The following is a 26,237-nucleotide window of genomic DNA, read 5'->3' as shown; positions in this document are numbered from 1 at the left end:
CCCATGCTCAAGACCTACAACGGCAGCTGCCACTGCGGCAAGGTTCGCTTCCAGGCCGACATCGATCTCGCGGCCGGCACCGGCCGCTGCAACTGCTCGATCTGCGCCAAGGCGCGCAACTGGGGGGCGATCGTGCGGCCCGAGGCCTTCCGGATGGTCAGTGGCGAGGAGGAGCTGTCGAGCTACCAGTTCGGCTCGTACAGCACGCACCACCTGTTCTGCCGCCATTGCGGCGTGCGGCCCTTCGGCCGCGGCGACGTGGCCGAGGTCGGTGGCAAGTACGTCAGCATCAATGTCAGCTGCCTCGACGACGCCACGCCCGACGAACTGGTGGCCGCGCCCGTGATGTACATGGACGGGCGCAACAACAACTGGTTCAACCCGCCCGCCGAGACGCGGCATCTCTGAAAGACGGGCGATAAAAAGCCCCGCGGCCTGGCGGCGGCGGGGCTGCTCGTCTCTCGCCGCGCTTACTTGCGGCGACGCGCCGGCTGCTCGGCCGGCACATAGGTCTGCGACGGTGCCGCGCCGCCATCCACGCCGAGGCGGCCACCGCCACCCAGGCCCTGGCCGCGCACGGTCTGCGCCTTGTAGTTGCGCAGCGAACGGACCATCTGGTTGAAGGCGTCCATGAAAGCCGCCGCGATCACCTTGCCTTGCGGGGTGCGCGTGTAGCCGCCGATGCCACCGGCCGCGCGGCCGCCGGCGAGGTCGGCGAAGCCGCCGAAGTCGGTCTTCGAGGCGCTGCCTTCCGCCGCCGCGACCTGCACGCCCGAGCGGTTGTCGATCAGGGTCAGCAGCGCCGAGGCTTCCTTGGTCTGCAGGTTCGCGCCCAGGTTCGCGATCGCACGGCCACGGCCACCGCCGACCAGTCCGCCGAGCGCGCCGCCGAGGCCGCCCGCGTCGCTGTTGCTGAACACGATCTCGGGCGACAGGCCGTAGTCCGACGCGACCATCTGGCCGCGGCCGAAGTTGCTGCCGCCACGCATCTCGCCCGACTGCTGCAGCGCGCGCTCGCGCGTCATCGCGTTCATGCCGGCCGCGCCGCGCTCGACCACCACGAAGCAGTTCGATTGCTGCACCAGCAGGCGCAGCAGGTTGGCGGTGGGCGGCAGCTTGTATTCGCCGGTCAGCACCGTGTACCAGCCGGCATTCACGTTCTCGATCAGCGAGACGGTGCCCAGCGGCGAGTCGCAGCGCTCGAGCGCGCTGCTTTCGCCCGAGGTGGCGGCGCCGGCCGCGCTGCCCGTGGCCACGGTCTTGGCCGATTGGCTGCCCATCTGCATGTCCATGGTCTGGCAACCCGAGAGGGCCAGCAGGCCGGCCAGTGCGCTTGCGAGAGAAAGTTTGGAAAAAGCCATGTCCCGATCTATCAAGTGAAACAACACGGCGCCCGCGCGGCAGGCGCCCCTATCGAACAGCCGAAGGTGGGACCGCGTGGCCAATACGAGCTCCCGATTCGATACCGCGTCGCAAGCGACCGCGCGACGATACGGACCGGTCACCCGGTACGCCAGTGTCGAAAGTCATGTGCGCATGCGCGTCGTCCGCGGTGCGGAGTCCGGCATGGCCTGGGATGGAAAACGGCTCCTCGACCTCGGCTCGAACGGGGGCTCTTGGAAGGTGGCCCATCTTCGAAACGCGCCGCCTGGTGCGCTGCGCGAACGGCAAGGCCCGGGGGCTTGCGCGACGCGCCGGCCGGCGTAGCGAGGCGCGATTATCCATCCGGAAATCTTCAGAAAAGATGAGCGCGACGACGGTGCTCTCACCGAGCGCTTCGAGTGAAAACCTTCATCTTATTTTTGACGCCCAGTTAACATTTCATCGTTGGCGGAGGGTTGTGGCGCGTGATGGATCTCACGCGGCTCGCAGTCGGCTGGCGTTGTTTTGCTTTTTTCCTCACTTCCAGAATCAGGAGTTTTCAGATGGCAACCACCAAGAAGAACGTCGTTGGAGAAGCGGCAGCCGAACTCACGCGCCAGCAGGTGCAGCAGGCCCTGGCGATCGCGGGCGCGGCGGAATTCAGCGGCTCGACCGACCCGGCCTTCGTCGGCTCCGTGCTCGTGGCGCTGGCCATCAACACCAGCTCGGTCAGCGCGACCATCGACAACGCGAAGACCCGCCGCGATGCGACTGGCGGCGGCGTGACGGCGCACTGATCGAACGGCCGGAAAACGAAAGGCCGGCAAGCGCGATGCCTGCCGGCCTGGGTGGATCGGGTGTGGACGCGAGCCCGATGACGCCTGGTCTTCGCGATGCCGCGGTTCAGCGCGCGGCCCGTCTCATCGCATCGTCATTCGCAGCGAAACAGCACGCCGCTCTCGGCCGGTGCCTTGCCGAGCCAGCGCGGGCTCTGGCTCTTGTTGTCGCAGTAGATCTGCGCCTGCGTGTAGGTGGTGGCGCGCAGAACGCCTTCGCGGAACTGCATCACTTCGTTCGGGGGCGTCGAGCAGCCGGCGATGGCCAGCGCGCAGGGGATCGACAGGAGGGCCAGGAGGGACGGTGCATGCCAGTTCATCGCACGATTCTCCGACATTCCCGCGTCTTCCAAGGCATGCACCCGTGCGCCGAGCGCCTCATCCCTGGTTGGCCGCGGCCGCCGCACCCGGGTACAGGTATCTGAAGTAGGGGCCCGAGCTGCCGAACAGTCTTGCCGCGAGCTGCACCGGATCTTCGGCGCTGTGCTTCTCGTAGAGCACCGGTCCCCAGATGATGAAGCCGTCGATGCTGAGCGTGGCGGGCGCGGGCTCGATCGCCTTCCAGGCATGGGCGAATTTCGAGATCCAGGCGAGGGCGTCGGTCAGCGCGTAGTTGGGCACGACCACCGGTTGTTCGATGCGGGGCATGGCGGTACTCCTGGGTTGAGAGAACTGTACAAATATACAGTAAACTACGGCCCATGGCAGGCGCGCGGCGCACCACTTTCCATTCTCCTTGACGGGTTGCCCGTCCCTTTGATGCTTGACTGCAAGAAGGCTTGAGCCCGGTCCGATGCCGGGCTTTTTTTTGTCCGCGCGATTCGTCGATCGCGTCGTCTTCGCGCTGCATGCGGGCGATGAAGAAAGAGCGGATGCGATGCGTACGATCGGCCATCGATCGTGTTGCCGCATTCGTTCTTCGGCACGCGTTTGCAGGTCGATGCGCGAGCACAAAGGAAAATGTCCCGCTACCTTGTGAGTAGCGGGGCATCCAGTAGCCTTGCGGCTTGTTTTTGGCTCCTCGACCTGGGCTCGAACCAGGGACCTACGGATTAACAGTCCGGCGCTCTACCGACTGAGCTATCGAGGAACAAGCCTCAGATTATAGCGTCGTTTTTGAGGGTCTGGCAAACCGACGCAACTTTTCGCTAAAAAAGTTCAGAGCGCGATGCTTACGCCCAGTCGCAGCGTGCGCGGCGCGCCCGGGAACAGGTAGACGTGGCTGAACTGGTAGGGCGATTCCTTCCAGTAGCGGCGATCGAAGACGTTGTCGACGGCCAGCGACCAGCTGGTGTTCACGCCGTTGAGCTTGGTGTCGTAGCGCAGCACCGCATCGAGGCGCGTCCACGACGGCAGACGGATCGAACCGTCGGGCAGCACGTTGCGTTGGCCTTCGTACGACAGCTGTCCCGCGATCTCGAGGCCCGCCACCGCGGGCACGCGGTAGGCGAGCTGCGCGCGCAGCACCTGCTTGGGCACGTTGGTCGGCGACTGTCCGTTGAGCGCGGGATCGGCCGTGCTGCCGCGGCGCTTCGCGTCGATGACCGACACGCTGCCGCCGAGGCGCCACGGTCCCTGGTTCCATTGCGCACCGGCCTCGAGTCCGCGATGCACGGCGCGGCCGTCGTTGCGCACCGTGCACGATTCGCCGCAGGCATCGAGGTTGGTCAGCGGCCGCGAGATGTCGAACCACGCGAGCTGCCAGTTGAAGGCCTCGTTGCCGCCCTTGAGGCCCAGCTCCCATTGGCGCGAGGCGAGCGCCGCGAGCGCCTGCCCGGCATTGCTGTATTGGAGACGGTTCGGCACCACCTGCGACTCCACGCCCTTGCCCCAGCTCGCATAGGCCAGCAGCTCGGGCCGCAACACGTAGCTCACGGCCACCCACGGCGTGGTTACGTTTTGCTTGTAGCCGGTCGGGTTCGAGCCGTCGTTGCCGATGCTGCTGCGGTCGAGCCGCGTGTGGCGCACGCCGACCCAGGTGGTGAAGCGCTCGTTCCAGCGAATCGCGTCCTGCAGGGTGAGCTCGGTCGAGCGCTCGTCGCGGTTGGTCTGCGGCGTGGTGGCGTCGGGCGCCGGCGGCACGAAGGAGGTCGCCCAGATGTTGCCGGTGCCCGCGTAGTTGTAGGCCTGGTTCTGGAAGCGGTTGCGCACGCGGCTTTGCAGCAGGCCGATGCCGAGCTCGTGCCGCACGCTGCCGGTCATCACGTTGCCCTTGAGGTTGAGGCTGCCCGCGGTCTGCGTGCGGCGCTCGTTCTCGCTGCGGAAATCGTAGACGTCGAGGGTGCCGTCGCTGCAGTAACGGTCGTAGCTCTCCTCGGCGTTGCAGCCGAAGGCATAGGCCAGGCGGTCGTCGGTGCGCAGCCGTTGCCGGCCGAGCTGCGCGCTCCAGCGCCAGTCGCCGTCGATGGCCTGGCTGAAGCGCAAGGTACCGGTCAGCGCATCGAATTCCGAAGGCTGCGACCAGGGCTGGTTGTTGAGGTTGATGCGCGGATCGACCGGCGCCGGCAGCCGGGCACCCAGCAGGCTGTAGCCATTCTGGCTCGGCTGCGTCTTGCGGCTCTTCTCGATCTCGAACTCGAGCACCGAGTCGCGCGTGATGCGCCAGTCGGCCGCGAGCGAGAACAGGTTGCGGTTGCCGTCGAGGTCGTGCACCAGCGGCTTGAGGTTCTCGGCCGCGACGTTGATCCGGTAGCCGAACTCGCGCTGCGCGCCGAAGCGCCCGCCGAGGTCGACAGCGCCGAGCAGGCTGCCGCGGCTGGTGGTCTCGATGCGCACCGCGCGCAGGTCGTGCTCGGTCGGCCGCTTGACCACGTAGTTGACGAGCCCGCCCGGCGCGCTGGTGCCGGCCTGGATGCCGCTGGTGCCGCGCAGGATCTCGACGCGCTCCTTGTTGTCGAGCGGGATCGAGGTCTCGGCGCTGATCGGCAGGCCCTCGCGCCGGTAGTTGAAGCGGTTGTCGAGCACGAAGCCGCGCACCGTGAGGTAGTCCCAGTAGCCGGCCGAGTTGTAGGCATCGGTTACCGAGGCATCGAACTGCGTGAGGTCCGCGAGGCGGCGCGCACCGCTCGCGCGCAGCTGGTTGCTGTCGATCACGGTGGCCGACAGCGGCAGCTCGCGCAGTGGCACGTCGCCGAAGCCGCTGATCTCGGCCGGCGGCGCGAGCGTGGCGGGGTTCACGGTCACGGCCGGCAGCGCGGTGGTGTCCTGTGCCTGGGCGAAGGCACCGTGAGCAGCGAGCAGCGCGGCCATCGCGCAGGCGACGGGGGTGCGGGAAAGAAGAAGAGAAGGATGCGTCATTCGGTCGGTGTTCAGGGCTTCGCAGCCGATGCGGTGCGGTGGGCGTCGATCGCTGCCATCCATTGCGCGGCCGTGCCCTCGGGGTCCTCGGCGGCGACCAGCGCGCGCACCACGGCGACGGAGCCGACGCCGGTGGCGAGCACCTCGGGCAGGCGCAGCGCGTCGATGCCGCCGATGCCCACCTGCGGATAGCCGCGCAGCAAGCGCGCGTAGGCCGCGAGACGCGCCACGCCTTGCGGCGCGGTCGCCATCTTCTTGAGCGTGGTCGGGTAGACCGCACCCATCGCGATGTAGCTGGGGCCGACCGCGTCGGCGCGCACCATCTCGGCATAGCCGTGCGTGCTGACGCCCAGGCGCAGGCCGGCGGCGCGGATCCGTTGCAGCTCCTCGGGCGCGAGCGCATCGAGGTCTTCCTGGCCCAGGTGCACGCCGTAGGCGCGCGCCTCGATCGCCACGCGCCAGTGGTCGTTGATGAACAGCAGCGCGTCGGTACCTTGCACGGCCGCCACGGCCGCGTGAACTTCGCGCGCCACGGCCGCCGCGTCCTCGGACTTGAAGCGCAGCTGCACCGTCGGCACGCCCGCGCGCGCCATGCGGCCGACCCAGGCGGCATCGGGCAGCACGGCATAGAGGCCGAGCTGCTCGGGGCAGGGCGCGAAGGCATTGTCGCGCGCCGCCGGCGGAAATTCGCGCAGGCCGAAATCGGCGGGCGCGTCGGGCCAGCGCTGCGCATCGAAGCCGCCGAGGCGCTCGCTCTGCGCGCGCCAGGCGCGTGCGATGCATTCGGCGTCGATGTCGATGAAGCCGAGCGCGCCGCAGGCCTGTCGCGCGCCGCGGTAGATGGCGTCGTCGGCGCTGTAGGCGATCGCGGCCGCGGGGGCCGAGGTGGCGGCGCCGAAGCGCAGGCCATGCGCCGCGACGATCTCCTGCGCGACGCGCGCGCGGTCCAGGTGAAGGCTGTCGTTCATGGTGTCGCTCATCCCGCGTGATGCCAGAACGGCGTGCCCAGCACCGGCGTGCTCGCCTGCGCCGCATCCTGCGCGGCCATGGCGCCGGCACGGCGCGCGGCCCGGCCGGCCTGCACCGCATCGGCGAAGGCACCGGCCATCGCGACCGGGTCCTGCGCGAGCGCGACGGCGGTGTTCAGCAGCACGCCGTCGAAGCCCCACTCCATCACCTGGCAGGCATGCGAGGGCAGGCCCAGTCCGGCGTCGACCAGCATCGGCACCTCGAGCCGGTCGCGCAGCACCTGCAGCGCATAGGGGTTGACCGGCCCGCGGCCGGTGCCGATCGGCGCGGCCCAGGGCATCACGGCCTGGCAGCCGACGTCGACCAGCCGCTGGCACAGCACCAGGTCCTCCGTGCAGTAGGGCAGCACCTTGAAGCCGTCGCGGATCAGCTGCGAGGCGGCATCGACCAGGTTCAGCGTGTCGGGCTGCAGCGTGTAGTCGTCGCCGATCAGCTCGAGCTTGATCCACGGCGTGTCGAACAGCTCGCGCGCCATCTGCGCGGTGGCGACCACTTCCTGCACGCTGTGGCAGCCCGCGGTGTTGGGCAGCACCGGCACCTCGAGCCGGCGCAGCAGTTCCCAGAAGCCGTTGCCGAGCTCGCTGTTGCCCGAGCCCTGGTTCGCGGTCTGGCGCCGCAGCGAGGCCGTGAGCATCGCGGGCTTCGCGCGCTTCACGGCGGCCTCGAGCAGGTCGGGCGAGGGGTAGCGCGCGGTGCCCAGCAGCAGGCGGCTGTGGAAGGTCTCGCCGTAGAGCACCAGCGGATCGTTCGGGGTCGTGGTCATCGGTCTTGTCTCCATCAATGCGTTCAGCCGCCCGTCACGGGGCGGATCACTTCGACGCGGTCGTCGGGCCGCAGCGCGCGCGTGGCATAGGCCGAGCGCGGCACGAACTCGCGGTTCACGGCCACCGCGAAGGGCAGCGTGGCATTCAGCGCGGCGAGTGCGTCGGTCAGCGTGGCGTGCTCGGGCAGCGCGAAGGGCTTGTCGTTGATCAGGATGTTCATCGTCGTCATGGGGTCTCCAGGCCGAAGCCTTGCGCGAGCGGCGAGCGGCCCTGCGCGAGCCACTCCATCGCGGCGTCGAGCAGCGCGGGCGCGATCATGAAACCGTGGCGGTACAGGCCGTTGATCTGCAGCACGCGCGGCCGCGGCTGACGCAGCGCGGGCAGGTTGTCGGGCAGGGTGGGGCGGCACTGCGTCGCGATCTCGACGATGCGCGCCTCGGCGAAGCCGCTGTGCACTGCGTAGGCGGCACTGAGCAGCTCGAGCGTGGAGCGCACGCTCGCGGGCGACATGTCGTCCGATTCGATCTCGGTCGCGCCGATCACGAACAGGCCTTCGGGCTTGGGCGCGATGTAGAGCGGATAGCGTGGATGCACGAGCCGCGTGGGCCGCGCCAGCGTCACGTCGGGCGCATGCACGCGGATCACCTCGCCGCGCACGCCGCGCAGCGCGTTCCATTGCGGCCGGGCGCCGAGGCCACGGCAGTCGATCAGCCAGTCGGGCTGGCCCGGCGAGCCGGGCGCGAAGTCCTCGGGCGCGCGCGGCGATTGCCAGTGCAGCGTAACCTTGTCGTCGGCCTGCAGCGTCGCGAGCAGCGCGGCCAGCAGCGCGCGATTGTCGAGCTGGCCTTCGCCGGGCAGGAACAGGCCGCTGGCGAAACGCCGGCCCAGCGAGGGCTCGAGCGCCTCGATGCCCGCGCCATCGAGCGTGCGCATCGGCGCCAACTCGGGCACCTGCGTGCCGGTGTGGGCCAGCACGCGCGCGAGCCGCGCGGCCTCGTTCGCATCCTGCCGGTGCCACAGCACCAGCGTGCCTTCGCGCTGGAAGAACACCGGCCGCGCCAGCGGCGCGAGCAGCTCGGGCCAGCGCGACAGCGCATGGTGGCCCATGCGCACCAGCGGCACCGGCGCCACCGCCGACTCGGCCAGCGGCGCGAGCATGGCCGCGGCCACGCGCGCCGCCGCGCCTTCGGCCTCGGCACTGCCGGCCTCGTGGAGGTCGACGCGGCAGCCGGCCCGCGCGAGCGTCACGGCCATCAGCCGGCCCATGAGGCCCGCGCCGAGGATCGCCACCGATCGGAAGGGCAGCTTCATCGCCATGCTCCTTGCACCTTCGAATCGCGTCGATAATTTTCGGCATGACCCAAGGACCCACCCAGCGCTATGCGCGCGTGCTCTCGATCGCCGGCTCCGACAGCGGCGGCGGTGCCGGCATCCAGGCCGATCTCAAGACCTTCGCGGCCCTCGGCTGCTACGGCATGACGGCCATCACCGCGCTCACCGCGCAGAACACGCTTGGCGTTACAGGCATCCACGGCGTGCCGCCGGCCTTCCTCAAGGCGCAGATCCAGGCCGTGGTCGAGGACATCGGCGTCGACGCGGTCAAGCTCGGCATGCTGCATGCGCCCGAGGTGGTCGAGGTCGTGGCATGGGCCATCGACCACTACCGCCTGCCGAACGTGGTGCTCGACCCCGTGATGGTCGCCACCAGCGGCGACCGCCTGATCGCGGCCGAGACGGTGCAGGTGCTGGTGCGCGAACTGTTCCCGCGCGCCGCGGTGATCACGCCCAACCTCGACGAGGCGGCCCTGCTGATCGGCCATGCGATCGACGGCATCGGCGCGCTCGACGGCGCGGCCGACGAGCTGCTGGCGCTCGGCGCGCGCGCCGTGCTGCTCAAGGGCGGCCACCTGCCGGGCAGCGAGGTGGTCGACGTGCTGCTGCAATCCAGTGGCGAGCGCACGCGCCTGGCCTCGCGCCGCATCGAGAGCCGCAACCTGCACGGCACCGGCTGCACGCTGTCGTCGGCCATCGCCGCGCACCTGGCACTGGGCGCGGCGCTGCCCGAGGCGGTGGAGCGCGCGCGCGCCTACATCCTCGGCGCGATGGCGGCCGCTGTCGATGTGCAGGTCGGCGCCGGTCATGGCCCGCTCAACCACGGCTTTGCGCCAGTGCCGACGCAGCGCCTGCCGCTGCGGGCTTCGGCCGGCTGAGCCAGGCCAGCACGAAGGTCAGCGCCAGCGTCGGCAGCGCCGAGCCGAACTGCGGCGCCCATTTCGCGAGCGCGTGGTAGGCCGCGATGCCCGCGATCCAGATCAGCGCCGCCGCCAGGTCGACCTTGGGGCGCGCGCCGGCCGGCGCCACCGCGCGGCCGCCGCCCAGCCGCCCGAGGATCACGCCGTAGAGCGGCACGAACACCGAGCTCAGCAGCAGCAGGAAGGGCTCGAGCGTGTGCATCGGCAGCACCAGCGCGAGCGCGATGCACAGCACGGCCAGCAGCAGGCCCCAGCGCTTCACGCTCCAGCGCGGCAGCAGGCTGTGGGTGGAGACCGAGCCCGAATAGACGTCGCCATAGGCGTTGTCGAGCTCGTCGATCAGGATCAGGCCCAGCGCCACCAGCCCGCCCTGCGCCAGCAGCAGCGCCGTGACCAGGCTGGTGCCGGGCTCGGCCACGCTGACCACCATCACGCCCAGCGCATAGCACCAGATGTTGGCCAGCGCATAGCCGATCCAGGTGCCGCTGAAGGCACTGCCCAGCCCGCCCGCGCTGCGCTTGCCGTGCCGCGCATAGTCGGCCACCAGTGGCAGCCACGACACCGGCATCGCGATCACGAGGTCGAGGGCGCCGAACATGCCCATGCTGCCGTCGCCCGGGCGCGACCAGAAGGCGTCGAAGCCCTTGGCATGCAACTGGGTTGCGAACTGCCAGCTGAGCCACAGCAGCGACAGCACCACCAGTGGCAGCCCGAAGCGGCTCACGAAGCGCCGCACCAGCTTCACCATCGAGCCCGCGAGCAGCGCCAGCAGCACCGCGCCCCACAGCAGCGTGGCCGCCACGCCGCCCCAGGCGCTGCCCAGCCACGGCCCGGCCACCGACTGGCCGATGGCCTGCGTGCCCTCGCGCATGATCACCAGCTCGAAGGTGGTCCAGCCCACCAGCTGCACGATGTTGAGCAGCACCGGCAGCCGCGCGAAGGCGCTGCCGTAGGTGGCATGCATCAGGCCCGCGCTGGCCAGGCCGCTCTCGCAGCCCAGGCGCGCGGTCCAGGCCAGCAGCGCGGCGCCGAGGCAGGAACCCAGCGCGATCGCGATCGCCGCGTCGCGCGTGCCCACCGCCGGCACCAGGTAGGCGCCGATCTGCATCACCAGCAGGCCCACGCCCAGGCTGAACCAGAGCGAGGCATGGTCGTGCCAGCGGAAGACGCGCTGCGACGCCGGCAGCGGCGTCAGCGCCTCGTTGGCGAGAGGATTCGATGTGTCGTCGTGTGCCATCCGTTTTGCTCCGGGCAAAAGGTTTGGCAGGTGGGCGAGGCTCCAGCGGCGCGGCTGGCACGCGAGAGAACGTGACAGGCCGCCGGACCAGCTTCCCTGCGCGAGGATTACCTCAATCAGGTTCAAAGGGACTTTCTCAGCCGGGTCGGCAAGCCGACCCAACACCCCTAGCGAAGCGCCATTTTAGTCCCGCCGGGCCGTGGGGGCTATGCGCGCGGCCGAAGACAATCCGCGCCACAACAAATGCAGGCGCTCCGAACGCGCCGAAAGGGAATGCATGACAGAAGCAACGCCGCCCCCGGGCTCCACGGATTCCGCCGCCAAAGCCTCGGCCGCCACGCGCATGAGGCGCTTCCGGGTCGACGTCGGCACCATCGTCTGCGCCGTCGCGCTGGTCCAGTCGCTGCTGCTGGTGGCGCTCGGCTACTGGGGCGCGCAGCGGCTGGTGTCGCGCGTCGGCGAGTCGGCGCACAAGGTGAGCCATGACCGCGTCGAGGACAACGTGCTGGCCTTCCTCGCCAAGACCCAGGCGGTGGTGCATGCCGTCGGCGATTCGCCGAGCCTGCATCCGCTGGGCGAGGACGGCGAGCGCAGTGCCGAGATGCTGTGGACCCTGCTCGAGGAAGCGACCGAGCTCGACAGCCTCGGCGTGGCCAGCGACGACGGTCATCTGCTGATGGCCGAGCGCTACCCGGTGTCGGCGATCCGCCAGGTGGTGCGCGATCCGGCCTTCAGCACCGAGACCTGGGCATACAAGCGCTCGGTCGACATCGAGGGCGGCGATCCGCGCCAGCGCTTCGCGACCACGCGCATCGAATCCTTCCGCAGCGACCACGACGCCACCGAGCGCGCCTGGTACCGCGAGGCGCTGGCACGGAAGGCGCCGGTGTGGACGCCGCCGTTCCGTTTCGACGACGGCGAGGAGCTCGGCGTGAGCTACGCCCAGCCGGCCGAGCGGCTCGACGGGGAAGGGCGGCACCTGCAGTCGCTGGTGGTGGTCGGCCACCTGTCGCTGGGCCACCTGTCGACGCTGGTGCGCCAGTTCGGCAGCCGCGGCCCGGGCCAGAGCGTGCTGCTGAGCGACGACCACCATGTGCTGGCGCGCAGCGACCATCCCGATCCGGTGCGCGAACTGCGCCTGCCCGAGGGCGGCGTGCTCGGCGCGGTGCATGCCCACATGCTGGCGCACGGCATCTCGGAGAACGTCGAGGACGAGAGCTTCGTGGTCACCCATGCGGGCGAGCGCTACCGGGTCGAGTCCTCGCGCATCGGCCCCACGGGCTGGGAACTGATCAGCTGGGAGCCCGAGGCCGAGCTGCTCGCCGGCCTCGAGCGCCTGGTGCGCTGGGGCCTGCTGCTGACCCTGGCCTTCCTGGCCTTCGCGCTCTTCATCTCGCTGCGGCTGTCGAAGCTGGTGACCGCGCCGATCGAGAACCTGTCGCAGACCGCGCGCCGCATCGGCCGGCTCGAGCTCGACGACCTGCCGCAGCAGCCAAGCCGCGTGCTCGAGATCCAGCACCTGAACCAGGCGCTCGACGATTCCGCGCGCAGCCTGCGGGCCTTCAGCAAGTTCGTGCCGGTGCACCTGATCCGCCAGCTCGTGGCCGAGGGCCACGCGCTGGCGCCCGGTGGTTCGCCGCGCCGCATCACGGCGATGTTCACCGACGTCGAGGGCTTCACGAGCATCGCCGAATCGCTGCCGGCCGACCTGCTGGTGCGCCAGCTCACCGAGTACTTCAACCTCGCGCAGCGCGTGTTCGCGCGCCATGGCGGCGTGGTCGACAAGTACATGGGCGACGGCATCATGGTGCTGTGGGGCGCGCCGCTCGAATTGCCCGATGCGGAGTACCGCGCCTGCCTCGCGGCGCTCGAGCTGCATGCCGAGATGGCCGAGCTCAATCGCCGCTGGCGGGCCGAGGGGCTGCAGCCCTTCCACACGCGCATCGGCATGCATACCGGGGTGGTGATCGCCGGCGTGCTCGGGTCCAGCGACCGGCTCTCCTACACCGCGCTCGGCGACGTGATCAACGCCGCGAGCCGCATCGAGGGCAGCAACAAGGAGCTGGGCACGCGCACGCTGATGTCCGACACCACCCATGCGGGGCTCGCGGGGCGGCTGCCCACGCGCCGCATCGAGGAGCAGGTGGCGCTGCGCGGCCGGCAGACGCGCATGGTGCTCCACGAACTGCTCGAGGAGAAAGAGGCACCCTAGAGATCGAGCACCAGCCGTGGCGAGCGCGCGCGCGAGCAGCAGGGCAGGAACTGGTCGTTGGCCGCCTGCTCGGCGGGCGTGCGAAACAGGTCGTGGTGCGCGACCTCGCCCTCGAGCACGCGCGTGAGGCAGGTGCCGCAGACGCCCTGGGCGCAGGACACCGGGATCTCGATGCCCTCGGCCGCGAGCGCGTCCACCACGCTGAGCGCGGCCGGCACGCGCACCACGCGGCCGCTGCTGCGCAGCTGCACCTCGAAGCTGCCGGCCTCTTCGACGGGCGGCAGCGTGCCCGCGAAGCATTCGAAATGCACGCGCCCCTCGGGCCAGCCGCGCGCGCGGGCCGTGGCGCGCACCGCTTCGATGAAGCCCTTCGGCCCGCAGACGTAGAGCTGGCGCCCAGGCGCCGGTGCGCCGATGGTGGCGGCCAGGTCGATGCGCTGCGCGGGCGGGCCGTCGTCGTCGTGGAAGAACACCCGGTCGGCGAAGGCCGCCGCCCGCAGCCGCTCGCGGTAGGCCGCGCGCGCCGCGCTGCGGCTGCAGCAGTGCAGCGCGAAATCGCGGCCGAGCGCCGCGAGCCGGTGCGCCATCGCGAGCAGCGGCGTGATGCCGATGCCGCCGGCCAGCAGCAGGCTGTGATCGGACCCTTCATCGAGCGCGAACAGATTACGCGGCGCGCCGACCTGCAGCAGCGTGCCTTCGGCCACCGCCTCGTGCAGCGCGCGCGAGCCGCCGCGCGATGCCGCCTCGCGCAGCACGCCGATCTCGTAGTGGCCGGGCGCCCGCGCGGGCGGGTTGCACAGCGAGTAGGGCCGCACCAGGCCGCCGGGCAGCAGCACCTCGATGTGCGCGCCGGCCTCGAAGGGCGGCAGCGCGCCGCCGCCGGCCGCCTCGAGCCGGAAGCCCGCGATGCCCTCGGCCTCGATCGTCTTGCGCGCGACGCGCACCGCGATGCGTTCGACGGCCGCGCTCATTCGCCCTGCAGGAAGTTGCCGGCCTCGAAGCGCACCGGCGGCGCGTCGGCGTCGAAGCTCACGCCGGCCGGGTCGCGGCCCTCGCGCAGCGCGTCGAGCTGGCGCTGCAGCAGCCGGCGCAGCATCACGATGCCGCGGTCGGAACTCGCCAGGTGCTCCTCCGAATGCGCGGTGATCGCGCCCTGGCTCACCTGTGCTTCGTAGTCGCCGGGAAAGCGGCGGTGCTCCTCCTCGCTGAGCTCCTCCCACAGCTTGCCGTTGAGGCGCGAGCGCACCCGCGCGAGATCGCCGGGCTGCTTCACCCGGCCCACGGTGTAGATGCGGAAGCTGTGGTCGTCGATCGGCAGCACCCAGCCGATCGACTCGACCCGGCCATAGGCCGCCACGCGCGGGTTCGGCACCACGCGCAGGGTCGGCAGCACCGGCCCGGCCACGCGGCGGAACACGCGGCCGTCCTCGAGCCGGCGGATCGAGGTGATCATCACGCCGGTCTCGGTGCTCTCGAAGTTCACCTCGGGCATCTGGCCCATCAGCGCCACGAATTGGGTGCCGCTGAAGCTGCCGTGCAGCACCGGCACGTGGAAGGGGTCGGCCACGTTCTCGTAGTGCTGCAGCCAGTTGCAGGGAATGATCCGCGGCCCGCCGCCGCCGATGCTGTTGTCGTCGGCCTCGAGCGTCTCGCCCTCGTCGAGCACCTCCAGGCAGTCGTAGCGCGGCAGCACCGGCTTCTTCTCGGCCGGGCCGAGGTAGGCCCAGACCAGGCCGTAGCGCTCCTCGACCGGGTACCAGGGCTGGCGCACGCGTCCGCGCGTGCGCGCGCCGTTCTCGGGCTCGCAGGGCTGGTCGACGCAGTGGCCCTGCACGTCGAACATCCAGCCGTGGTAGCAGCAGCGGATGCCGCCTTCCTCCACGCGGCCGTAGTAGAGCGAGGCGCCGCGGTGGGCGCAGCGCCAGTGCACCAGGCCGGGCCGGCCGGTCTTGTCGCGGAACAGGATCAGGTCCTCGCCGAGCACGCGCACCTGGCGCGGCGTGTCGCTGGCATCGGCGGCCAGCCCGATCGGATGCCAGTAGCGCCGCAGCAGCTCGCCCATCGGCGTGCCGGCGCCGACCTCGGTCAGCTCGGCCTTGTGGCTCGGCGGCTTGCGGCCGTAGGCGGTGCCGGTGTCGATGGCGACCGGCTGCCATTCGGCCGTGGAAGAGGAGGAGGGAAGGACGGTGCTCATTCGGGGGTGACTCCTGCGGCCTTGATCAGGTCCGCGACACGGGGGAAATCGGCTTTCTGGCCGGCGCGGAACTCGGCCGGCGTGCTGCCCAGCGGCTCGAAGCCGTAGCCGGCCAGCCGCTCCTGCACGTCGGGCTGGCGCGTGACCGCCTGCAGCGCGGCGACCCATTCGTCGAGCACCGGCTGCGGCGTCTTCGCGGGCGCGTAGACGCCGATCCAGCTGTCGAGGTCGAAGCCCGCGAAGCCCTGCTCGGCGAAGGTCGGCACCTCGGGCATCGAGCGCACGCGGCGCCTTCCGGTGATGCCCAGCACCTTGATGCGGCCGGCCTGGGCCAGCCCGCGCGCGGTGGCCGGGTTGGCCCAGGCCACGCCCAGCGCCTCGCCGAACAGGTCGTTGTGCGCGGCCGCCTCGGCCTTGTAGGGCACGTGGATCAGGTCGATGCCGGCCTGGCGCGCGAGCAGCTCGCCGAACAGGTGGGCGTTCGAGCCGTTGCCCCAGGTGCCGTAGCTGATGCCGCGGTGCGCCTTGGCGTAGGCGACGAACTCGCGCACGTTCGAGAACGGCGCCGAGGCGCGCGCGATCAGCATCGGCCCGCCGGTCGCGAGCTGCGACAGCGGCTCGAAGTCCTTCACCGGGTCGTAGGGCAGGCGCGGCTGCAGCACCACGTTGTTGATGTGCGTGAGCGGCAGCGTCAGCAGCACCGTGTAGCCGTCGGGCGCCGCCTTGGCGACCGCATCGGCGGCGATGGTGCCACTGGCGCCGGGCCGGGGCTCGACGATCACCGGCTGGTTCCAGCGCGCCTTGAGCTTCTCGGCGTAGATGCGCGCGATCGAGTCCATCGGCCCGCCGCCCGAGCCGAAGGGGATGATGCGCACCACGCGGGTCGGGAAGTTGGGCGGACTCGCCTGCGCGAAGGCCGGGCCGGCGGCGCCGGCCATGACGGCGCCGAGAAGGCCGAGCGCGCGTCGGCGCGTCGGCTGGGGTCGCAACGGATTCATCGTGTCTCCAGGTCGTGCTGTACTTGTGGACCCGACGATAAGTACCGCCCGTGCCCCGGGCAATTCGAAGCTTTGGATATGAGATATGGCCCGACGTGATATCCGCAGCCTCGACGTCGGCATGCTGCGGACCTTCGATGCGCTGATGCGTGAGCGCAGCGTGTCGCGCGCGGCGACGCGCCTGTTCCTGAGCCAGCCCGCGGTGAGCGCCTCGCTCAACCGGCTGCGCGAGACCTTCGACGACCCGCTGTTCACGCGCACCGCGCACGGCGTGCAGCCCACCGCGCGCGCCACGGCGCTCGCGGGCCAGGTCGAGCGTGTGCTGGCCGACCTGTCGGCCATGCTCGAGCCCGACGACCGCTTCCAGCCCGAGCATTCGCAGCGCATCTTCCGCATTTCGGGCGGCGACTACGCGAGCCACCTGCTGCTGCCGCGGCTGGCCAACGAGCTCGTGGCCTGCGGTTCGCGCGTGCGGCTGTACTGGGAGACCAGCTCCTTCCTCACGCTGACCGAGCGGCTGCGCAAGGGCGATTTCGATGTCGCCGTGCTGCCGCGGCTGCAGCCGCCGAGCGACTGCGAATCGGCGCTGCTCTACGAGGACCGCTACGTGGTCGCGGTGCGCCGCGGCCATCCGACCCTGGGCGAGGCCGCCTCGCTCGACGACTTCTGCGCCGCGCCGCACGTGTTCCTGGGCTATGGCAGCTCGGCGCTCGACGACCTGATCGACCAGGTGCTCGCGCGCCAGGGCCGCCAGCGCAGCATGAGCGTGGCCATGACCAGCTTCGGCCAGATCGTCGACCTGCTGGCGCAGACCGACCACGTGGCGGTGATGCCGCTGCGCGTGGCCGCGCGCTTCGACGCGCTGCTCGCGGTGCATCCGCTGCCCTTCGAGCTGCAGGGCTACCGTTCGGTCGTGTGCTGGAACCGGCGCTCGAATTCCGACGCCGGCGTGCTGTGGCTCAAGGACGCGCTGCTGCGCATCGGGCGCGAGGCCGATGCGGTGCCGATGCCCGTGCCTACGTCGGCCTGACGCGCCGCGCGAAGGCCTCGAGGCCGTCGATGGTCATCTGGACGTGGCGCTCGAAGCTGCTGTCCAGCGGCACCGTGCTGCCGTTGTCCCAGCGCACGATGAAGGCGCGGTTGGCCAGGAGCGGCAGGTTGCGCGAGAGCACCGGGTGGTCGAGCGGGCGGATGGTGTGGACGCGCTCGCGCAGCTCCTCGGCCCAGGTCTGCGTGTTGTCCGAGGGCAGCGGCGAGAACTCCATCGTGAGGAAGCCCAGCATCGCCGCGATCGTGCAGTTGTAGGCCTCGCGCAGCGGCTCGCCCTCGAAGCCGGCCTCGGTCAGCGCCGTGAGCACGCCCTCGACCAGCGCGGTCGGCAGGCTGCCGTTGGACACCAGCTGCGCACCCAGCAGCTGCGCGACGTTGGGATGGCGCCGCACGGCCGCGCGGCAGCGGCGGAACAGTTCGGCGATCCAGGCCTGCCAGCCCGGCGGCGCGGCATCGGCGGGCGGCGCCACGTCGGCCATGACCGTGGCCGCGACCTCGGCCAGCAGCGCCTCGCGCGAGCTCACGTGCCAGTGCACCGTGGCCGGGTAGACGCCGAGCCGTGCCGCCACCTCGCGCAGGCTGAAGGCGCCGAGGCCGGCCTCGTCGATCAGCGCCAGCGCGACCTCGGCGATCCGGCCCTTGGTCAGCGCGGCGCCGCCCGCGGGTCGGCCGGCGGTGCGGGGCGGGGGAGCGGCTTTCTTGCGCGCGGTGGTCATCGGGTGGGTGCCATTGTTCGGTCGGTGAATTGATTGTATAAACATCGAAAAATTGAGCATCGAACAATTAATACTGAGCCAAGCGCCAATTCCAGCCGTCCAACCCTTTCCAGGAGCCGCCATGACCCTTGCCCCCATCGACCATGCCCTGGCCGAGGCGCACCGCCGCTTCACCGAGGCCAACCCCGCCAGCCGGCGCCAGTTCGAGGCCAATGCCGAGTCCATGCCCGGCGGCAACACGCGCTCGGTGCTGTTCTACGCGCCGTTCCCGCTGACCATCGCGCGCGGCGAGGGGGCGGCGCTATGGGATGCCGACGGCCACCGCTATGCCGACTTCATCGCCGAGTACACGGCTGGCGTCTACGGCCACTCGGCCCCGGAGATCCGCGAGGCGGTGATCGAGGCGATGCAGGGCGGTGTCAACCTGACGGGCCACAACCTGCTCGAGGGCCGGCTGGCGCGGACCATCCGCGATCGCTTCCCGCAGATCGAGCGACTGCGCTTCACCAACTCGGGCACCGAGGCCAACCTGATGGCGCTCACGGCCGCGCTGCACTTCACGGGCCGGCGCCGCATCGTGGTGTTCTCGGGCGGCTACCACGGCGGCGTGCTGGGCTTCGGCGACAAGCCCTTGCCCACCACCGTGCCCTTCGACTTCCTCGTGCTGCCCTACAACGACGCCGAGACGGCGCGCGCCCGCATCGCCGAGCAGGCCTCGGAGATCGCGGCCGTGCTGGTCGAGCCGATGCAGGGCGCGGCCGGCTGCATACCGGGGCAGGCCGATTTCCTGCGGGCGTTGCGCGAGGCGGCCACGGCGGCCGGCGCGCTGCTGATCTTCGACGAGGTCATGACCTCGCGGCTGGGCCCGCGCGGGCTGGCCAACCAGCTGGGCATCCGCGCCGACCTCACGACCCTTGGCAAGTACATCGGCGGCGGCATGTCCTTCGGCGCCTTCGGCGGCCGCGCCGACGTGATGGCGCAGTTCGACCCGCGCACCGGCGCGCTCGCGCACTCGGGCACCTTCAACAACAACGTGATGACCATGGCGGCAGGCCAGGCGGGCCTGACCCGGCTCTTCACGCCCGAGGCGGCCGGCGCGCTGGCCGAGCGCGGCGAGGCGATGCGCGCGCGGCTCAATGCGCTGGGCGCGAAGGAGGGCGTGGCGCTGCAGTTCACGGGCGTGGGCTCGCTGATGAATGCGCATTTCCTGCAGGGCGAGGTGCGGCGCGTGGCCGACCTCGCGGCGGTCGACGGGCGGCTGCGCCAGCTGCTGTTCTTCCACCTGCTGAACGCGGGCATCTACACCTCGCCGCGCGGCTTCGTGGTGCTGTCGCTGCCGCTCGGGGACGCCGACATCGAGCGCTACGTGGCCGCCATCGGCGGCTTCATCGCCGAGTACCGCGCGCTGCTGCCCGCGCTGGGCTGAGCGCGGCTCAGGCCTTGCCGGCCACGCCCAGCAGCTCGTGCAGCCGGGTGCTGGTGGTCGTGTACTGCAGCGGGATCGCCTTGCCGGGGAACACCAGGGCCGCGGCGCCCCAGGCGGCCAGCGTGGCCTCGTGGAAGCCGCAGACGATCAGCTTCTTCTTGCCCGGGTAGGTGTTGATGTCGCCGACCGCGAACACGCCCGCTTCGCGCGTCTGGTACTTCTCGGTGTCGACCGGCACCTGCTTGCGCTCGAGCTCGAAGCCCCAGTCGGCGATCGGCCCGAGGCGCGGCGAGATGCCGAGGCAGGCGACCAGCGCATCGAGCGGCAGCTCGACCGTGCTGGCATCGGGCGTGGCGATGCGCAGCACGTGGCCGTCGAAGCCGCTGGGCTGGCCGACCCGGAAGCCCAGCCGGCCCTCGGCCACCAGCGCGCGCATCGCGGCCACCGTGGCCTCGTCGGCCTGGAAGCCGTCGCGCCGATGCACCAGCGTGACCTGCCTGGCGATGGCGGTCAGCGCGATCGCAGTCTCGAGCGCCGTGTCGTCGCCGCCATTGACCACCACGGCCTGGCCCGCGAAGCGGTCGAGCGAGTCGGGGTGATAGAACAGCGACTCGCCCTCGAAGCGGCCGATGTCTTCCAGCGCGATGCGCTTGGGCACGAAGGCGCCGACGCCGGCCGCGATGAACACCGTCTTCGCGAGGAAGTGGCGGCCGGCCGAGGTGCCCAGCAGCAGCCGCTGGTCGGCCTGGCGTTCGAGCGTGGCGACCTGCTCGCCGAAATGGAAGACCGGCTCGAACGGTGCCACCTGCGCCAGCAGCGACTGCGCGAGCTCGCGCCCGCTGGTCACCGGGGTGCCGGGAATGTCGTAGATCGGCTTGTGACCGTACAGCGCCACGCACTGGCCGCCCGCGGCGGGCAGCGCATCGACGATGTGGCAGGAGATCTCGAGCAGGCCGAGCTGGAAGGCCTGGAACAGCCCCACCGGGCCGGCGCCGATGATCAGGGCGTCGGTCTCGATCGGGGCGGGGGAGGGGATCAGCGCACCAGCTCCGAGATCTTGCCCGTCTTGTCCTTCCACTCGTCGGCGTCGGGCAGGGCGGGCTTGCGCTTGGTGATGCTCTTCCAGCCGTCGGCCTGGGCCAGCTCGGCATTGAGCTTGATGAAGGCGATCTGGTCGGCCGGCAGGTCTTCCTCGGCGAAGATGGCGTTGGCCGGGCACTCGGGAATGCAGACCGCGCAGTCGATGCATTCGTCCGGGTCGATCACCAGCATGTTGGGACCTTCGCGGAAGCAGTCGACGGGGCAAACGTCCACGCAGTCGGTGTATTTGCAACGGATGCAGGCTTCGGAGACGACGTGGGTCATTTGGCGTTGTATGCGTTCTGTGGTCGGGAAAAACCCTTGATTTTAGGCCTTTGCGGCATTCGGCTGCACGAGGACGGCCGCGGAAGTGCGATGCGAGGCCGTATCGACCAGCACCAGCGAGCCCAGCGCGCGCGAGCGCGTGAACGGCAGCACCGCCAGTGGCTGCTGCAGCGCGAGCACCACGTCGCCGATGGCATTGGCCTCGAGCTGGGTCGCCGGCTCGGATTCGAGCGTCGTGATGTTGACCCGGTCGACGATGCGCGCGACCTTGGCCTTGACCCAGCGATGCCCCTGCAGCGCCCAGTAGACGCGGCCCGCGACCAGCGGCTCGTCGTCGAGCCAGGCCACGGTGGCGGTGATCTCGCGCACCGGCTCGAAGGCCTCGGGTGCCAGCAGCCAGTCGCCGCGCGACACGTCGACCTCGCGGTCGAGCACGATGCCGGCGCTGTGGCCCGCATGCACGGTCTTCGGCTGGCGCGCGTGGCTCAGCACCTGGGCCACGGTGGCGGTCTGGTTGCTCGGCAGCACGGTCACGCGCTGGCCCGGCTCGACATGGCCCGAGGCCACGCGGCCCCAGAACACGCGGCGGCCCTGCGAGGTGTCGGCCGAGGACGAGAACTTCTCGACCCACTGCACCGGGAAGGCGAAGGGCACCGATTCGTCCTGCGCCGTCACCGGCAGCTGTTCGAGCAGCTCGAGCAGGCTCGGGCCCTCGTAGCCGACCCAGTCGGCATGGCGCGTGGCCACGTTCCAGCCCTTGAGCGCCGAGATCGGCACGATCGCGGCCACCTGCACGCCCGCGGCTTCGGCGAAGGCGTTGAGCGCGGCCGAGATGCGTTCGAAGGCCAGGCCGGCATCGGCGATGGCGTCGAGCTTGTTGACCGCGAACACGATCGACTGCACGCGCAGCAGGTGCGTCAGCAGCGTGTGGCGGCGCGTCTGCGGCAGCAGCTCGCGCTTGACCACGGTGCCGTCCTCCACCTCGGCAGCCCAGGCCAGCTTGGTGGCATCGACCAGCACCACGGCGGCGTCGGCGGCCGAGGCGGCCGTCACCATGTTGCGCGTGTACTGCTCGTGGCCCGGCGCGTCGCCGATGATGAACTTGCGCCTGGCGGTCGAGAAGTAGCGGTAGGCCACGTCGATCGTGATGCCTTGCTCGCGCTCGGCCGACAGGCCGTCGGTCAGCAGCGCGAGGTCGGTCTCGCCGCCGCGCTGCACGCCAGCGAGCTGGTCCTGCAGCACGGTCTTGCTGTCGACCAGCAGGCGGCCGATCAGCGTGCTCTTGCCGTCGTCGACCGAGCCGCAGGTGATGAAGCGCAGCGCGGTGCCGGTGTCGCCCTGGACATCGGCGGTGACAGGGATTGCAGTGGTCGTCGCGCTCATCAGAAGTAACCGTCTTTCTTGCGTTTTTCCATCGAAGCTTCGGAGGTCATGTCGTCCATCCGGGTGGCGCCGCGTTCGCTGACGTCGACCGACAGCGTTTCGAGCACCACGTCGCCCGCGTCGGCCGCGAGGCTCTCGACCGGGCAGGTGGTCGTGATGTCGCCCACGGTGCGGAAGCGCACGTCGCGCACCTGCACGGTTTCGCCGTCGCGCGGCGGGGTCAGTTCGGTCACCGGCACCAGCAGGCCGCGGCGCTCGACCACCTCGCGCTTGTGCGTGTAGTAGATCGAGGGCAGGCCGACGTGCTCGCGCTCGATGTACTGCCAGACGTCGAGTTCGGTCCAGTTCGAGATCGGGAACACGCGGAAGTGCTCGCCCGGTGCCAGGCGGGTGTTGAACAGGGTCCAGAGCTCGGGGCGCTGGTCCTTGGGCTGCCATTGGCCGAAGCTGTCGCGGTGCGAGAAGATGCGCTCCTTGGCGCGGGCCTTCTCCTCGTCGCGGCGCGCGCCGCCGATCAGCGCGTCGAAGCGGAATTCCTCGATCGCCTCGAGCAGCGTCACCGACTGGTGCGCATTGCGCGATTCGCCCGGGTGCGCGAGGCGCACCGTGCCGCGCTTCATCGAGTCCTCGACGCTGCGCACGATCAGCTCGGCGCCCAGTTCCTTCGCGCGCCGGTCGCGGTAGTCGGTCACTTCGGGGAAGTTGTGGCCGGTGTCGATCATCAGCAGCGGATAGGGCAGGCGGCCGACGCCGAAAGCCTTCTCGGCGCACTTCAGCAGCACCAGCGAATCCTTGCCGCCAGAGAACAGCAGCGCGGGGCGCTCGAAGGCCGCGGCCACTTCGCGCAGGATGAAGATGGTTTCTTCTTCCAGCGCATCGAGGTGCGTGTTGGACAGGTGCGCCGGCGGCAGCAGCAGTTCGGATTCGGTACGGGCGTTCATCGGGTGGGGCGCTGGAGGTTCAGTGTCGTGGAGCGTGCGTTCAATGCGAGAGGTGCAGGCCGCATTCGCGGTTGTCCTCGCCCTTGGTCGGGTCCACGTAGTCGAAGTTGTTCGGCAGGCCGTGCGCCTCGCAGTAGGCGTAGAGGTCCTTGGACGACCAGTGCAAGAGCGGCGCGACCTTGATCAGCCCGTCGGGGTTGATGCTGACCGGCTCCATCTGCGCGCGCACGGCCGTGTCGGTGGCGCGCAGCGCGGTGAACCAGACCTTGGGCGCCGTCTCGCGCAGGGCGCGTGCGAAGGGCTCGAGCTTCACTTCCTCGGTGAAGGCGGCGTGGCGCGGATCGTCGAGCGCCGGCGTCGGGCCGTCGACCGCCTCGCGGTGCGCGCGCGAGCGGCGCGGCAGGTAGATGTGCAGGTCCAGGCCCAGCTGCTTCGTCACGTCGTCGGCGAAGCGGTAGGTGGCCTCGGTGTTGTAGCCGTTGTCCATCCAGATCACCGGCACGTCGCGCTTGGCGCGCGTCACCATGTGCAGGATCACGGCCTCGAAGGGCCGGAAATTGGTGGTGACGATCGCGTTCTGGCCCAGGCCGATGGCCCAGTCCACCAGGCCTTCGGCGTTGCGGCCGAGTTCGGTGTTGATGCGTGCGAGGTCGATGCTCATGGATGAATCAGGCTTTGCAGGAGGTACTCAATTGCCGGCCGCGAAGTGCGGCGCGGTCTGCACCGCGTCGCCCTGGTAGAAGGCCGAGAAGCGGTCGAACTGGCGCTGCGCGTCGGAGGCGTCCACGCCTTCCTTGAGCACGGCGCTCGAGAAGCCGGTGCGTTCCATCTGCACCAGCTGGTCGATCAGCACGTCGCCGGTGGCGCGGATGTCGCCCTTGAAGCCCAGGCGGCGACGCAGCAGGAAGGCCTGGCTGTAGGCGCGGCCGTCGGTGAACTTCGGGAAGTGCAGGTCGATGCGTTCGATGTCCGACAGGCAGACCTCGATCGCGAGCGGATCGGCGTCGTTCGCCAGTTGCAGCACCTTCGGGTCGCCGTCGTCCACGTGCTCCTCGGCCGCCAGGATGTTCAGGGTCTTGTTCATGCTGCTTCCTCCACCTTGAACCGCGCACCGTTGGCCGCGGCCTTGAACGGGTCGGGTCCCACGCGGCGCAGCGTGTCGATGAAGTTCTCGCCGTTCTCGCGGGTGTCGCGGTAGGTCGTGAGCACGGCCTCGATCACGCCCGGCACTTCGGCCGCCGAGAACGAGGGGCCGACCACCTTGCCGGCCTGCGGCGCGCCGCTGAGGGCCGAGCCGTCGGAGCCGCCGAGCGTGACCTGGTACCACTCCTTGCCGTCCTTGTCGACGCCCAGGATGCCGATGTGGCCGCTGTGGTGGTGACCGCAGGAGTTGATGCAGCCGCTGATGTGCAGGTCGATCTCGCCGATGTCGTCGAGCTCGTCGAGGTCCTGGTAGCGCTCGGTGATCGCCTCGGCGATCGGGATCGAGCGCGCATTGGCCAGCGCGCAGAAGTCGCCGCCGGGGCAGGCGATCATGTCGGTCAAGAGGTGCACGTTGGCGCTCGCGAAGCCGGCCGCGCGGGCGGCGAGCCACAGCGCATGCAGGTCTTCGGCATGCACCCAGGGCAGCACCACGTTCTGGTCGTGCGTCACGCGGGCTTCGCCGGCCGAGAAGCGGTCGGCCAGTTGCGCGAGCGTGTCGAGCTGGTCGGCCGAGGCATCGCCGGGCGCCTGCTTCAGGCGCTTGAACGACAGCGTGACCGCGCGCAGGGCCGGGTTCTTGTGCGGCGCCACGTTGCGCGCGAGCCAGCGAGCGAACTGCACGTCGTCGGCGGCATGGGCGCGCAGCTCGGCGTCGGTCTTCTCGGCGCTCTGCAGCACGCGGGTGGCCAGTTCCGGCGGCACGAAGGAGGCGGCCACGCGGTCGAACTCCGCCTGCGTGATGGTGTGCGGCGCGCCGTCGTGCTCGAGGATCTGCTTGTACTCGGCATCGACGTCGTCGATGTAGCGCTGGCCTTCGGCCTTCACCAGGATCTTGATGCGCGCCTTGTAGATGTTGTCGCGGCGGCCATAGCGGTTGTAGACCCGGATCACGGCCTCGAGGTAGTTCATGATCTGCTGCCACGGCAGGAACTCGCGCAGCACCGTGCCCACGATCGGCGTGCGGCCCATGCCGCCGCCCACCTGCACGCGGAAGCCGATCGCGCCGGCCTCGTTCTTCACCAGCTTCAGGCCCACGTCGTGCCAGCCCGTGGCCGCGCGGTCCTCGTCGGCGCCCGTGATCGCGATCTTGAACTTGCGCGGCAGGAACGCGAACTCGGGATGCAGCGTGCTCCACTGGCGCATGATTTCGGCGTAGGGGCGCGGATCGGCCACCTCGTCGATCGCGATGCCGGCGCGTTCGTCGCTGGTGATGTTGCGGATGCAGTTGCCGCTGGTCTGGATGCCGTGCATGTCGACCGAGGCCAGCAGGTCCATCACGTCGGCCGACTTGGCGAGCGGAATCCAGTTGAACTGGACGTTCTGGCGGGTCGAGAAGTGGGCGTAGTGGGTGGGCAGCTTCTGGCTGCCGAGCTGGCCCTGGGTCTCGATGGCCTTCTTGTAGACCTCGGCCTCGGGCTCGTCGTACTCGCGGGCGATCTTCGCGAGCACGCGCAGCTGGCGGCTCGAGAGTTCGCCGTAGGGCACGGCCACGCGCAGCATCGGGGCGTAGCGCTGCACGTACCAGCCGTTCTGCAGGCGCAGGGGACGGAACTCGTCTTCGTGGAGGCGGCCCTTTTGCCAGCGCTCGAGCTGGTCGCGGAATTGGGCGGCTCGTTGATGAACGAACTGGCGGTCGAAGTCTGTGTATTGGTACATCGTGCGTGAGTCTTGTCTTGAAGTGCGGTGCGTCCAGCGCGCCAGCAAGAAGCCGGGATTCTGAAAGCGTGCCTTATGGAACCAAACTATTTTTTGGTTCGCGCCTTATGCGGATAAGCTTATTCGCCAGTGTTCATGCGGGTTTGCGGGCGGTTGGATGCTTATTCTGGATAAGGGCGGGTACGGGGGGAGGGGTGATTTTAGGAAGCCTTTGGGGTGGGGCTTGGGTTGGGGTTGTGTTCTGTTTTTAGGCTGTTGACCGGGTCTCGCCCCGGCGGGCGAGTCACTTTCTTTTGCTTCGCCAAAAGAAAGTAAC

26 protein-coding genes, 1 tRNA gene and 1 riboswitch are annotated in these 26,237 nt (G+C 70.0%); of the genes, 6 read left to right on the top strand and 21 right to left on the bottom strand.

Annotated elements, in window-relative coordinates; genetic code table 11:
• Positions 1-3: 3 nt before the first annotated feature.
• Positions 4-408 carry a GFA family protein gene (locus KV106_RS27250; protein WP_057592466.1) on the top strand — a complete coding sequence of 135 codons (405 nt, stop codon included), beginning with the start codon at positions 4-6 and terminating at the stop codon, positions 406-408.
• Positions 409-470: 62 nt separating this feature from the next.
• On the opposite strand, the gene KV106_RS27245 is transcribed toward KV106_RS27250, so the two are convergent.
• Positions 471-1,361 carry a peptidoglycan-binding protein gene (locus tag KV106_RS27245; protein ID WP_057592465.1) on the bottom strand — a complete coding sequence of 297 codons (891 nt, stop codon included), beginning with the start codon at positions 1,359-1,361 and terminating at the stop codon, positions 471-473.
• A 564-nt stretch (positions 1,362-1,925) separates the two neighbouring features.
• Between KV106_RS27245 and KV106_RS27240 the strand changes: the two genes are divergently transcribed.
• On the top strand, positions 1,926-2,159 hold the full coding sequence (locus tag KV106_RS27240) for a hypothetical protein (protein WP_057598089.1): 234 nt from the start codon (positions 1,926-1,928) through the stop codon (positions 2,157-2,159).
• A gap of 134 nt (positions 2,160-2,293) precedes the next feature.
• On the opposite strand, the gene KV106_RS27235 is transcribed toward KV106_RS27240, so the two are convergent.
• From KV106_RS27235 to KV106_RS27200, 8 genes are all read right to left on the bottom strand, one after another.
• Positions 2,294-2,518 (bottom strand): hypothetical protein, encoded by a 225-nt coding sequence (locus KV106_RS27235; RefSeq protein WP_057596660.1) that lies wholly within the window; start codon positions 2,516-2,518, stop codon positions 2,294-2,296.
• Between the two features lie 58 nt (positions 2,519-2,576).
• Positions 2,577-2,846, bottom strand: coding sequence for a hypothetical protein (locus KV106_RS27230; RefSeq protein WP_057596661.1), 270 nt, complete (start codon positions 2,844-2,846; stop codon positions 2,577-2,579).
• Positions 2,847-3,212: 366 nt separating this feature from the next.
• Positions 3,213-3,288 (bottom strand) — tRNA-Asn (locus KV106_RS27225).
• 68 nt (positions 3,289-3,356) lie between these two features.
• Positions 3,357-5,495: a TonB-dependent siderophore receptor gene (locus tag KV106_RS27220; protein ID WP_261213759.1), complete on the bottom strand. Its 2,139-nt coding sequence runs from the start codon at positions 5,493-5,495 to the stop codon at positions 3,357-3,359.
• Between the two features lie 11 nt (positions 5,496-5,506).
• The gene (thiE, locus tag KV106_RS27215; protein WP_261213758.1) at positions 5,507-6,463 is read right to left on the bottom strand and encodes a thiamine phosphate synthase; all 957 of its coding nucleotides are present in this window, start codon (positions 6,461-6,463) and stop codon (positions 5,507-5,509) included.
• Between the two features lie 8 nt (positions 6,464-6,471).
• Positions 6,472-7,287 carry a thiazole synthase gene (locus KV106_RS27210; protein ID WP_093341443.1) on the bottom strand — a complete coding sequence of 272 codons (816 nt, stop codon included), beginning with the start codon at positions 7,285-7,287 and terminating at the stop codon, positions 6,472-6,474.
• Positions 7,288-7,310: 23 nt separating this feature from the next.
• Positions 7,311-7,517: a sulfur carrier protein ThiS gene (gene thiS, locus KV106_RS27205; protein WP_261213757.1), complete on the bottom strand. Its 207-nt coding sequence runs from the start codon at positions 7,515-7,517 to the stop codon at positions 7,311-7,313.
• Positions 7,514-8,599 (bottom strand): FAD-dependent oxidoreductase, encoded by a 1,086-nt coding sequence (locus KV106_RS27200; RefSeq protein ID WP_057596682.1) that lies wholly within the window; start codon positions 8,597-8,599, stop codon positions 7,514-7,516. Before KV106_RS27200 ends, thiS begins: the two co-directional genes overlap by 4 nt.
• Positions 8,600-8,643: 44 nt before the next feature.
• Here KV106_RS27200 and thiD point away from each other — a divergent pair, with 44 nt between their 5' ends.
• On the top strand, positions 8,644-9,498 hold the full coding sequence (gene thiD, locus KV106_RS27195) for a bifunctional hydroxymethylpyrimidine kinase/phosphomethylpyrimidine kinase (protein ID WP_261213756.1): 855 nt from the start codon (positions 8,644-8,646) through the stop codon (positions 9,496-9,498).
• Here the strand turns inward: thiD and KV106_RS27190 are convergent.
• The gene (locus KV106_RS27190; protein ID WP_261213755.1) at positions 9,437-10,777 is read right to left on the bottom strand and encodes a purine-cytosine permease family protein; all 1,341 of its coding nucleotides are present in this window, start codon (positions 10,775-10,777) and stop codon (positions 9,437-9,439) included. The genes thiD and KV106_RS27190 overlap by 62 nt on opposite strands.
• 76 nt (positions 10,778-10,853) lie before the next feature.
• Positions 10,854-10,956: riboswitch (TPP riboswitch) on the bottom strand.
• Between the two features lie 164 nt (positions 10,957-11,120).
• Between KV106_RS27190 and KV106_RS27185 the strand changes: the two genes are divergently transcribed.
• Positions 11,121-12,989: an adenylate/guanylate cyclase domain-containing protein gene (locus KV106_RS27185; RefSeq protein ID WP_261213754.1), complete on the top strand. Its 1,869-nt coding sequence runs from the start codon at positions 11,121-11,123 to the stop codon at positions 12,987-12,989.
• On the opposite strand, the gene KV106_RS27180 is transcribed toward KV106_RS27185, so the two are convergent.
• From KV106_RS27180 to KV106_RS27170, 3 genes are read right to left on the bottom strand one after another with little or no spacing between them, the layout of a single operon-like run.
• The gene (locus KV106_RS27180; RefSeq protein WP_261213753.1) at positions 12,986-13,960 is read right to left on the bottom strand and encodes a PDR/VanB family oxidoreductase; all 975 of its coding nucleotides are present in this window, start codon (positions 13,958-13,960) and stop codon (positions 12,986-12,988) included. The two genes, KV106_RS27185 and KV106_RS27180, sit on opposite strands and share 4 nt — an antisense overlap.
• Entirely contained in the window at positions 13,957-15,183 is a 1,227-nt protein-coding gene (locus KV106_RS27175; RefSeq protein ID WP_261213751.1) for an aromatic ring-hydroxylating dioxygenase subunit alpha, read from the bottom strand. The genes KV106_RS27180 and KV106_RS27175 overlap by 4 nt, the downstream gene beginning before the upstream one ends.
• Entirely contained in the window at positions 15,180-16,181 is a 1,002-nt protein-coding gene (locus KV106_RS27170) for a Bug family tripartite tricarboxylate transporter substrate binding protein (RefSeq protein ID WP_261213749.1), read from the bottom strand. Before KV106_RS27170 ends, KV106_RS27175 begins: the two co-directional genes overlap by 4 nt.
• Before the next feature lie 85 nt (positions 16,182-16,266).
• On the opposite strand from KV106_RS27170, the gene KV106_RS27165 reads away from it, so the two are divergent.
• Positions 16,267-17,211 carry a LysR family transcriptional regulator gene (locus tag KV106_RS27165; protein ID WP_208509285.1) on the top strand — a complete coding sequence of 315 codons (945 nt, stop codon included), beginning with the start codon at positions 16,267-16,269 and terminating at the stop codon, positions 17,209-17,211.
• Here KV106_RS27165 and KV106_RS27160 read toward each other — a convergent pair.
• Positions 17,198-17,947, bottom strand: coding sequence for a TetR/AcrR family transcriptional regulator (locus KV106_RS27160; protein ID WP_261213747.1), 750 nt, complete (start codon positions 17,945-17,947; stop codon positions 17,198-17,200). The genes KV106_RS27165 and KV106_RS27160 overlap by 14 nt on opposite strands.
• A 121-nt stretch (positions 17,948-18,068) precedes the next feature.
• Here KV106_RS27160 and KV106_RS27155 point away from each other — a divergent pair, with 121 nt between their 5' ends.
• The gene (locus KV106_RS27155) at positions 18,069-19,373 is read left to right on the top strand and encodes an aspartate aminotransferase family protein (RefSeq protein ID WP_261213746.1); all 1,305 of its coding nucleotides are present in this window, start codon (positions 18,069-18,071) and stop codon (positions 19,371-19,373) included.
• Positions 19,374-19,380: 7 nt separating this feature from the next.
• Here the strand turns inward: KV106_RS27155 and KV106_RS27150 are convergent, their stop codons facing one another.
• The 7 genes from KV106_RS27150 to KV106_RS27120 are packed head-to-tail and all read right to left on the bottom strand — an operon-like array spanning position 19,381 to position 25,921.
• Positions 19,381-20,451 carry an NAD(P)/FAD-dependent oxidoreductase gene (locus KV106_RS27150; RefSeq protein ID WP_261213744.1) on the bottom strand — a complete coding sequence of 357 codons (1,071 nt, stop codon included), beginning with the start codon at positions 20,449-20,451 and terminating at the stop codon, positions 19,381-19,383.
• Positions 20,409-20,738, bottom strand: a complete 330-nt coding sequence (fdxA, locus tag KV106_RS27145) for a ferredoxin FdxA (protein ID WP_057596674.1) — start codon at positions 20,736-20,738, stop codon at positions 20,409-20,411. Before fdxA ends, KV106_RS27150 begins: the two co-directional genes overlap by 43 nt.
• 42 nt (positions 20,739-20,780) lie before the next feature.
• Complete coding sequence (locus tag KV106_RS27140) at positions 20,781-22,121, bottom strand: sulfate adenylyltransferase subunit 1 (protein ID WP_261213741.1); 1,341 nt, start codon at positions 22,119-22,121, stop codon at positions 20,781-20,783.
• Positions 22,121-23,062 carry a sulfate adenylyltransferase subunit CysD gene (gene cysD, locus KV106_RS27135; protein WP_057596676.1) on the bottom strand — a complete coding sequence of 314 codons (942 nt, stop codon included), beginning with the start codon at positions 23,060-23,062 and terminating at the stop codon, positions 22,121-22,123. The genes KV106_RS27140 and cysD overlap by 1 nt, the downstream gene beginning before the upstream one ends.
• Positions 23,063-23,102: 40 nt before the next feature.
• The gene (locus KV106_RS27130) at positions 23,103-23,723 is read right to left on the bottom strand and encodes a phosphoadenosine phosphosulfate reductase domain-containing protein (protein WP_261213737.1); all 621 of its coding nucleotides are present in this window, start codon (positions 23,721-23,723) and stop codon (positions 23,103-23,105) included.
• A gap of 27 nt (positions 23,724-23,750) precedes the next feature.
• Complete coding sequence (locus tag KV106_RS27125) at positions 23,751-24,146, bottom strand: DUF934 domain-containing protein (protein WP_057596678.1); 396 nt, start codon at positions 24,144-24,146, stop codon at positions 23,751-23,753.
• Complete coding sequence (locus KV106_RS27120) at positions 24,143-25,921, bottom strand: nitrite/sulfite reductase (RefSeq protein WP_261213735.1); 1,779 nt, start codon at positions 25,919-25,921, stop codon at positions 24,143-24,145. The genes KV106_RS27125 and KV106_RS27120 overlap by 4 nt, the downstream gene beginning before the upstream one ends.
• Between the last annotated feature and the right edge of the window lie 316 nt (positions 25,922-26,237).

Origin of the sequence: Variovorax endophyticus (genome assembly GCF_025376855.1) — a bacterium.
Lineage (GTDB): Bacteria > Pseudomonadota > Gammaproteobacteria > Burkholderiales > Burkholderiaceae_C > Variovorax.
The sequence above is the reverse complement of the archived record's forward strand: the minus strand, read 5'-3'. Positions and strand labels throughout refer to the sequence as shown.